Origin of the sequence: Corynebacterium sp. (assembly GCF_012838985.1) — a bacterium.
Taxonomy (GTDB): Bacteria; Actinomycetota; Actinomycetes; order Mycobacteriales; family Mycobacteriaceae; genus Corynebacterium.
Map to the genome: position 1 here is coordinate 1 of NZ_DUOE01000189.1, position 2383 is coordinate 2383.

A 2383-nucleotide genomic window follows, 5' to 3' on the forward strand; every position below is an offset into this window, starting at 1 on the left:
GAGGAGGTGTATTGCCGTCCGTGGTCGGAGTGGAATACGGCCCCGGCCAACGAGCCCCGCGCCCGGGCCGCGTTTTCCAGGGCGTCTTCGACGAGACTGGTGCGCATGTGGTCGGCGATCGACCAGCGGGGGTGTCCCCCGACACGGACACCGTGGGTGACGAGTGGAAGAACCACACGTTCACCTTCCAGGTCCCGGCCGGCAAGAAGAAGCACCGGGTCAGCGTCGTCCACGCCTACGACATCGACACCCGCAACATCGACCTGACCAAGGCCACCGTCGGCACCGTCCCGGAGGGGGAGACGTTCACCTTCGAGTACTCCCTCGACGGTGGTGCCACCTGGCTGCCGCAGGATCCGGAGGGCCCGCTCACCGTCGCCCCCGGTGATGACCCCGTCACCATCGAGGACGTCCCCGTGCTCGACCTGACGCAACTCAACGCCTCCCCGTCGGTCGTGGCGCCCACCGGGATCATGATCCGTGAGGTCCTGGGCTCGAACGCTGACGCCCAGTACGTCACCTGGAAGGTGGACGACAACGATCTCGCCGGCACCTACGCGACGGACGGTACCTTTCAGTACGCCGTCGCCACGTTCGAGGCCGGGCCGGTCGCGGACGCCGCCACCGTGCCCACCCCGGACATGAACGTGGGTGTCACGAACTCCTACCTGGAGGTGAGCGTCGACAAGCACATCGACGGTCTGCTCTCCGCGCCGGGCTCGGACACCACGCTGCTGCCCTTCGGCGAGGACGAGATGACCATCCGCTACACGGTGACCACCACGGAGAACCCGGGCTCCGTCACGCTGTCCGACCCGTCACTGAACAACGACCTGTTCACCCTGCCGGCACACATCACCGTCGATCCCGCCACCGGGCTGATCTCCGGGTGCCTGCTCACCGAGGTCGACGGCGAGGAGGACACGTACTCCTGTGAGTTCACCGTCTCCTTCACCGACCCGGAGGCCCACTTCGACTACCAGGCGGACACCGCGATCGTGACCGCCACCGTCACGAAGACCGACGGCGACCGCACCCTCTCCGCCACCGACACCGACAAGCACGGCGCCATGCGCCTGTCCGATCTCATCGGCATGCTGCCGGAGACCGGCGCCCGGACCCTGGTCGGCGTGCTCGGCCTCGGACTCCTCATCGCACTGGCGGCACTGGCCAACTTCGTCCGGAACCGGAGGAACTAGATGACCATCCACACCCTGGAACGCCGCCCGGAGGCGGACCGGCCGAAGGACCGGGCCCGGCGGTCCCGCCTGCTGTCCCTGGTGCTGCTCATCCTGAGCCTGCTGCTGATGGCGTACCCGGTGGCGGCCACGGTGTGGAATGACTACCGGAACGTCGAGGTCGCCCGGAAGTACGAGGAGGAGGTGACCCAGTCCCCGGACACGCTGGCCGGGGTCCGGGACCGGGCCGAGGAGTACAACACCTGGCTCGACTCCGCCGGACACCACTACCGCCGGGAGGACCCCGCCGACCCGGAGTACCAGGACTACCTCTCCCAGCTGCGTGTCGCGGAGGGCAGTTCCATCATGTCCCGCCTCACCATCCCGGACATCGGCGTGGACCTGCCCGTCTACCACGGCACGACCGATGACGTCCTCTACCGCGGCGCCGGCCACATGTACGGCAGTGACCTGCCCATCGGCGGAGACGGCAACACCGCGGTGATCACCGCCCACACCGGCATGGTCAACGCGAGCATGTTCGACAACCTCTACAAGCTGAAGGAGGGCGAGCCCGTCTACGTCAGTGTCCTCGGTGAGAAGCTGCGCTACCGGATGACCGGCTCCGAGATCGTCAAGCCCGACGAGTACGACGCCGTGACCTACGAGGAGGGCGTGGACAAGATCGTCCTCATCACCTGCACCCCCTACGGCATCAACTCCGACCGCCTGCTGGTCACGGTCGTCCGCGACCACACCCCGCTCACCGTCGACGAGATGGACAGCGGCTGGCGTGTCCAGCTGTCCTGGTGGATGAAGCTGGACCTGGCGCTCATGGCGGTCATCGCCGCCGTCGCGATGTGGTCGGCGCTGCACCGCCGCAGGAAGCTGCGGAAGGAAGAGTCCGAGGCGGCCGCCGGATAGGACCCCCGGCGGTGTCGGTTCCGGACCCGGGTGGCGTTACTCTATGACCCATGGATGATCGCGAACACCGCCGGCGGCCGGACCCCTCCCGCCGCCCGCTCGGCCGTTCCTCCGACCCCCGCGACTCCGACGACTTCGTCCTCGGCCGCGACGGCAAACCGCTGGTCGACCGCTACGGACGACCCGTGCGCCGTCGTCCGCAGCGGCCCCCGCGACGGGAACCGCAGCGACCGCCGCGTCGGGAAGCGACGCCCGCCCCGGAGGCCCGCCCCCGGCAGCAC

The 2383-nt window shown here is 68.7% G+C and carries 2 protein-coding genes and 2 pseudogenes; 3 read left to right on the forward strand and 1 reads right to left on the reverse strand.

Annotation, left to right across the window (positions count from 1 at the left end; all coding sequences use genetic code 11):
• Positions 1 to 125, reverse strand: a pseudogene (locus tag GXZ33_RS10825) (DDE-type integrase/transposase/recombinase); the annotation flags it as partial.
• Positions 126 to 131: 6 nt separating this feature from the next.
• Here GXZ33_RS10825 and GXZ33_RS10830 point away from each other — a divergent pair.
• The 3 genes and pseudogenes from GXZ33_RS10830 to GXZ33_RS10840 all read left to right on the forward strand — a co-directional run.
• Complete coding sequence (locus GXZ33_RS10830; RefSeq protein ID WP_291341042.1) at positions 132 to 1199, forward strand: hypothetical protein; 1068 nt, start codon at positions 132 to 134, stop codon at positions 1197 to 1199.
• Positions 1200 to 2102, forward strand: a complete 903-nt coding sequence (locus tag GXZ33_RS10835) for a class C sortase (RefSeq protein WP_291341041.1) — start codon at positions 1200 to 1202, stop codon at positions 2100 to 2102.
• Between the two features lie 50 nt (positions 2103 to 2152).
• A pseudogene (locus GXZ33_RS10840) lies at positions 2153 to 2383 on the forward strand (LytR family transcriptional regulator); the annotation flags it as partial.